The sequence below is a fragment of the Companilactobacillus huachuanensis genome (assembly GCF_005404815.1).
Classification (GTDB): Bacteria; Bacillota; Bacilli; order Lactobacillales; family Lactobacillaceae; genus Companilactobacillus; species Companilactobacillus huachuanensis.
In genome coordinates, this window is record NZ_BJDF01000043.1 from 1 (window position 1) to 5977 (window position 5977).

The window sequence follows — 5977 nt, forward strand, 5'->3', positions numbered from 1 at the left end:
AACTCATTTACTATTTTGACTTTGAAATCCAGATTGTACTTAATCATAGTGAACCCCTCCAGGTTTGGATCATGTGTCCAACCTCATGGGTTCACTCCAGAGTTGAAGACTCGCGGTCTTTGCGAGGCTTCAACCGAGGTTCGAGACCGCTCTTTGGCTCGGGCCGTTCCGCGCAGCAATTGAATACTCTCAGATCTGGAAACGGCATACTTTCAACCTTTAATTAATGATTTCAACGCTAGAGATGACATATTTAACCAGATTACAGAGAAAGTAGGATATTATGGAAAAAATTCAGATAGTTCATACGAATGATTTACATTCTCACTTCGAAAACTTTCCACGGCTTGAACGCTTCATCAAACAATCACGTCAAAATAGTCAGGCGGATGACTTTTATTTGTTTGATATTGGGGATGCTATGGACCGTGCTCATCCTTTGAGTGAGGCCACTAATGGACAGGCTAATATCGAGTGGATGAATCCATTACATTATGACGCGGCCACGATTGGTAATAATGAAGGTTTAGGAAATAGTCACGAAGATTTGGAACATTTGTACGATCATGCCAATTTTCCTGTTATTTTAAATAATCTCTATGAAAAAGAACCTAATCGTTTGGCTGATTTTGCTGAACCGACTAAGATATTTACGACTAAAAAAGGCACTAAAATTGGTGTTATGGGTTTAACGGCACCATATATTTTGACATATCCCTTGTTGGACTGGGATATTAAATTGATTCAAGAGATGTTGCCAAAGTCACTTGAGTTAGTTAAGAATTGTGACGTGATCATCTTGCTGTCACATTTAGGAGTATCAATGGATCGGATGATTGCCAAAAATCATCCGGAAATTGATGTCATTATTGGCGCCCATACCCATCATTTGTTTCCAAAAGGGGAAATGGATAATGGGGTTTTGCTAGCTGCTGCCGGTAAGTATGGGCAGAATGTCGGAACGATTAATATGGAACTTGATGATCAGAAAAAAGTTTTTGCTAAGTCGGCTTTTACAGTTGCAACTGCTACTTTGGAAGAATTGCCTGGAGATGACGCTTGGATCAAGCAACAATTTGATAAGGGTGAATCCTTGTTGAATCAAAAACAGGTTGCCAATTTGCCAGAAACGTTAAGCGCTAACTATCAGTCCAAACATTCAATCATGCAAGAAGCTTTGACTGCGGTTCAAAATTATGCAAAAACTGATGTGGCTGTGTTAAGTTCTGGATTATTTTTGAAAGACCTTCCTAAAGGTATTGTGACTGAGAAAAACTTACATGATGTTTTACCACACGCGATTCACGTGATGAAAACGACTATGACTGGTGATAATGTTTGGCGCTTAGTTATGGAAATGGAAAAAAATCGTATGTTTTTAAGAAATCATATGCAAAAAGGAATGGGTTTTCGTGGTAAGATATTTGGCGAACTAGTTTATCGTGGCATTGAGATTGACAACAAACGGAATGTTTATATAAACGGTGAAGAATTAGATAAAAATCAAGAGTATACTTTAGCATTGTTGGATCACTACTTATTTGTACCTTATTTCCCATCAATTGAGATTTCAGGTGACAATGAAATTATGTATCCCGACTTTTTACGGGGTGTATTCGGTGATTACTTAAATAAAAAATATCCGATTTGAGGTGATTACTTGCAGGAAATTGAGGATAACACCGCTACTACTAAGTTAGTTGATGTAATCAGACTAGATGATAATTTGATTTCAATTGACAAAACACAATATCGAATAGTAGAAGACCATGATAGTGGTTTTAGTGAAGAAAGAATTGAAGAACGTTATAATAATGTTCTCGAAAAATATGATTATATTGTTGGTGACTGGGGTTATGATCAGTTACGATTCAAAGGATTTTATGAAGATGAGAGAAACGAGAGTACCATAGAGAATCGTATTTCTCATTTGGAAGACTATCTATTAGAATATTGTAATTTTGGTTGCGCTTATTTTGTCTTGGAAAAGATTAAAAAGGCTCCACTGAGAAATAGTCATCGTAGAAACAACAATACTAGTGGTCATAGTACCAATAACCATAATGTTGCTAGTCGAAATACTAATGGTCACAATACGAATACTCATAAATTCAAAACTCGGAAGACACGTACTAAGGCTGAAGCTAAGCCTAATAAGCCACATAATAATCAACATAAGAAAAATAAGATTTCTAAACGTCGAACGAATAATACTAAGAAGACAACTTCGGCAAAGAAAACTTTTAAAATTAGAAAAATAGGTGAAAAGAATAAATGAAGTATCAAACATATTTAATTGATTTGGATGGAACGATGTATCGTGGTAAGGACAAGATTCCTGAAGCTAAGGTTTTCATCGACAATTTAAACAATGCGGGAATTGATTACTACTACTTAACAAACAATACAACTAAAACTCCTCAGCAAGTGGCTGATAATTTAGTGAAAAATCATCAAATTACAGCAACGGCTGAACAAGTTTTAACGCCATCATTAGCTACGGCGGCTTATATTCAAAATATGTTTGATGATGATATTCAAAATCACAGTGCTTATGTAATCGGTGAATACGGTTTGAAGAGTGCTGTTTTCAATACAGGTATTAAGTTGAACGAATTCGATCCTGATGTTGTAATCGTCGGATTGGATTATGATGTTACATATCATAAATTTGAGTTGGCAACTTTGGCTATTAAACGTGGGGCCTTATTTATTGGAACTAACGCGGATACTAATTTGCCCAATGAAAGAGGGCTTGTGCCAGGTGCTGGTTCTGTCATTTCCTTAGTGGAAACCTCGACTCAACAAAAAGCCCACTATATCGGTAAACCAGAACGTGACATTATTGATTTTGCTGCAAAAGCTCGTGACTTTGATCCTAAAAAGGCCGTCATGGTTGGCGATAATTACAATACTGATATTAAGTGTGGAATTAGCGCAGGAGTTGATACATTGTGGGTCAACACAGGTGTCAGTACACATGAGGATATTGATAATGCCCCAATCAAACCAACTCATCAGGTAGAAAGTCTGGATCAATGGGATGTCTAATTCACAAAAGGATCTTTTGTACACCATTGTATTAGCATTCTTCTTGTTGACAGCTGCAATTACTGTAACTATTTTTGCCAGTTATCCGTTGTTTGCATTTGATATTAAATATTATAATTTGGACCAAATTGTCGAGATGAAGTATGGCACTATTATGAAAAATTATATGCAGATGATGAATTATTTAATTAATCCATTCAATTGGCAATGGCATTTAAGTGACTTTGGTTCCTCAGCAGCTGGTCGACTACATTTTTTGGATTGTAAAAAATTGTTCTTATTGAATTTTGGGGTTTTCATTATTAGCGGTATTATAGTAGCTAAATTTCATAAGATTCGTGCCAGATTTAATCGTATCTTTTTGTGGATTGCTATCTTTGGGATAGTTTTGGCAATTATGATGCTGTTAAATTTTGACGAATTTTTCGTTATTTTTCATGAAGTACTCTTTCGTAATAGTGATTGGTTATTTGATCCGAATAAGGATCCAGTAATCAATATCTTGCCAGAGGATTTCTTTACGCAGTGTTTTATCTTATTCTTCGTAATTTTTGAAGGATTGAATTTTTGGAAAGCACGACAAAAAAAAGCTTAGGAAAAATTTCCTAAGCTTTTTTCTTTTTTCTATTTTTAATGGCGGTGATTAAAATAGGAATTAATGAAACAATGACGATACCGATGATAATCATTGAGAAGTGATCCTGAACGGCTGGGATATTACCAAATAGGTAACCGGCTGCCGAACAAACTAGAACCCATAAGAAAGCACCAATAAAGTTATATTTCAAGAAAGTTCCGTAATGCATCGTTCCGCTACCAGCAACGAATGGTACGAAAGTTCTAATTAAAGGGATGAATCGACCAATGGCAATTGTCTTACCACCATGTTTTTCAAAGAAATGATGTGCTTCATCCAAGTGATCTTTATTGATAAGTTTACCGAGGTATTTATTCCTCGTCGCGTATTCTCCAAAATGTTCACCAATTTCGTAGTTCATCGAATCTCCTAAAACGGCAGCAGCTAGGAAAATCAGGAACATCAACCAACCAATCAATCCGTATTTAGGATTAGCAGCTAACGCCATTGCCGCAAAGATTAAAGAATCTCCGGGTAGAAATGGCAAGATAACAACTCCGGTTTCAATAAAGATAATCAGAAATAGTATTAAATATGTCCAAATGCCGAAATTATTCACGATATTGACCATGTGATGATCAATGTGCAAGATAAAATCAACCAAACCCATTATGTAACTCAATCAATCAACTCCAGAATTCAAATTAAACTTCATTATACCAGCTTAACTTAAAATAACTTTAAAATTAATGTAAATTAAAGATTATTTCTCGAAAATAGAAGTGCTGTGTTCGAAGTAGTCTTTGTCAGGATAGAGGTTACGTAAGGCTTTAGTTACTGCAATTGGACCTTCAGCAAAGGCTGTTGCAATCAATTGTAATTTACCAGGATAAGTTACGATATCGCCAATAGCAAAGATATTTGGTAAATTAGTCTCCATTTCTTGAGTTACCTTGATGAAAGGACCATTCAATTCGATATTCCAGTCGTGAAGAATCTTAGAATCAGAGACAAATCCATAGTTAACTAGTAACTTGTCAGCAGTAACTACTTTAGTTTCATCGGACTTAATCATCTTTAAGGTAACGTCAATTTTGTCATGATTGTTGAGATTATAGTCCAGTCCCTTGATGATATAAGGATTGAGTTGCTCAACAGTTGATTCCTCAAGTTTTGCAACACTAGATTCCATGGCACGGTACTTGTTACGACGATGGACTAGAAAAGTGTGTTTAGAAACTTTGGAAAGGTCAATGGACCAATCAACAGCGGAATCACCGCCACCAGCAACAATGACATCTTTATCATTGAAGTCTGATAGACTATTGACGAAGTAATCAAGATTGTTTTCTTCTATAGTAGGATCATAATCAAAAGTTAACTTGCGTGGTTTGAAAGCACCGTTACCAATAGCAATGATGACTGCTTTAGTATGGATAGTCTCTCGATTGGTAGTTAATTCCCAAATATCATCTTTTCTATCTATAGAAGAAACAGATGTTTCTATGTATTGATCACAGTTCATAATACTTAATTGTTCATTGAGTTGTTTAGTTAAGTCTGTACCTGATATTTTAGGGAGAGCAGCCACATCATAGATATGCTTTTGCGAGTACAGTGTTTCAGGTTGACCACCTAATTTTGGTAAACTCTCTATTAGTGCTACCTTGAGATTTCGCAAACGGGCGAAGTAGGCAGCAAACATACCAGCAGGACCACCGCCGATAATTGAAATGTCATAAATTTTGTCATTCATAATCTTAGTCACCATTTTCTGTTATATAATCTATAGATACATTGTTACACATTTAAAATTCAAAGCGGGAGGAAAATTAATGCGAATTGGAGATAAATTAACTGGAACCATCTCTGGCGTTCAATCATATGGGGTTTTTGTAAGGCTAGACAATCAGTATCAGGGCTTGATCCATATTTCAGAATTAAAGCACGGCTTCGTATCTGACCTTAATAGTAGATATCAAGTTGGAGATGAGGTTGATGTAATTGTAATGGGTATTGATGAATACAATCAACAGATAAGCCTATCAATGCGTGCCTTGCAACCTGAGAAGATAGGACGACCAATTTTACATAAGCATTTCTGGACAGATTATCGCAATAAGATAGGCTATAAGACAATCGCAACTCATAAAGAAGCATGGGTGAAGGCTGCTTTACAACGTATTTCAGAAAAAAATGAAAAAAATTCAACTTTTTTGTAAAAAAGGGTTGCACACACTTAATCTAATTGGTAATATATATCTTGTTGTTGCGACAGATGACAACGGCGTCAACGGATTCAAGCTTAATAGCTTTTCCAAACGCCTTTAATTATTTTGAAAAAGTTCT

At 35.8% G+C, this 5977-nt stretch carries 7 protein-coding genes; 5 read left to right on the forward strand and 2 right to left on the reverse strand.

Annotated elements, in window-relative coordinates; genetic code table 11:
- The first annotated feature begins 283 nt into the window (after positions 1-283).
- From FFM71_RS13135 to FFM71_RS13150, 4 genes are read left to right on the forward strand one after another with little or no spacing between them, the layout of a single operon-like run.
- On the forward strand, positions 284-1651 hold the full coding sequence (locus FFM71_RS13135) for a bifunctional metallophosphatase/5'-nucleotidase (protein ID WP_137612605.1): 1368 nt from the start codon (positions 284-286) through the stop codon (positions 1649-1651).
- A 9-nt stretch (positions 1652-1660) separates the two neighbouring features.
- Positions 1661-2278 carry a YutD family protein gene (locus FFM71_RS13140; protein WP_137612606.1) on the forward strand — a complete coding sequence of 206 codons (618 nt, stop codon included), beginning with the start codon at positions 1661-1663 and terminating at the stop codon, positions 2276-2278.
- Positions 2275-3051, forward strand: coding sequence for a TIGR01457 family HAD-type hydrolase (locus FFM71_RS13145; RefSeq protein WP_137612607.1), 777 nt, complete (start codon positions 2275-2277; stop codon positions 3049-3051). Before FFM71_RS13140 ends, FFM71_RS13145 begins: the two co-directional genes overlap by 4 nt.
- On the forward strand, positions 3044-3646 hold the full coding sequence (locus FFM71_RS13150; protein ID WP_137612608.1) for a TIGR01906 family membrane protein: 603 nt from the start codon (positions 3044-3046) through the stop codon (positions 3644-3646). Before FFM71_RS13145 ends, FFM71_RS13150 begins: the two co-directional genes overlap by 8 nt.
- 10 nt (positions 3647-3656) lie before the next feature.
- Here the strand turns inward: FFM71_RS13150 and FFM71_RS13155 are convergent, their stop codons facing one another.
- Together FFM71_RS13155 and FFM71_RS13160 are read right to left on the reverse strand one after the other, a co-directional pair.
- Entirely contained in the window at positions 3657-4298 is a 642-nt protein-coding gene (locus FFM71_RS13155; RefSeq protein WP_137612611.1) for a DedA family protein, read from the reverse strand.
- Between the two features lie 93 nt (positions 4299-4391).
- The gene (locus tag FFM71_RS13160; RefSeq protein ID WP_137612609.1) at positions 4392-5384 is read right to left on the reverse strand and encodes an NAD(P)/FAD-dependent oxidoreductase; all 993 of its coding nucleotides are present in this window, start codon (positions 5382-5384) and stop codon (positions 4392-4394) included.
- Between the two features lie 79 nt (positions 5385-5463).
- On the opposite strand from FFM71_RS13160, the gene FFM71_RS13165 reads away from it, so the two are divergent.
- Positions 5464-5850: a CvfD/Ygs/GSP13 family RNA-binding post-transcriptional regulator gene (locus FFM71_RS13165; RefSeq protein WP_137612610.1), complete on the forward strand. Its 387-nt coding sequence runs from the start codon at positions 5464-5466 to the stop codon at positions 5848-5850.
- Positions 5851-5977: the final 127 nt, after the last annotated feature.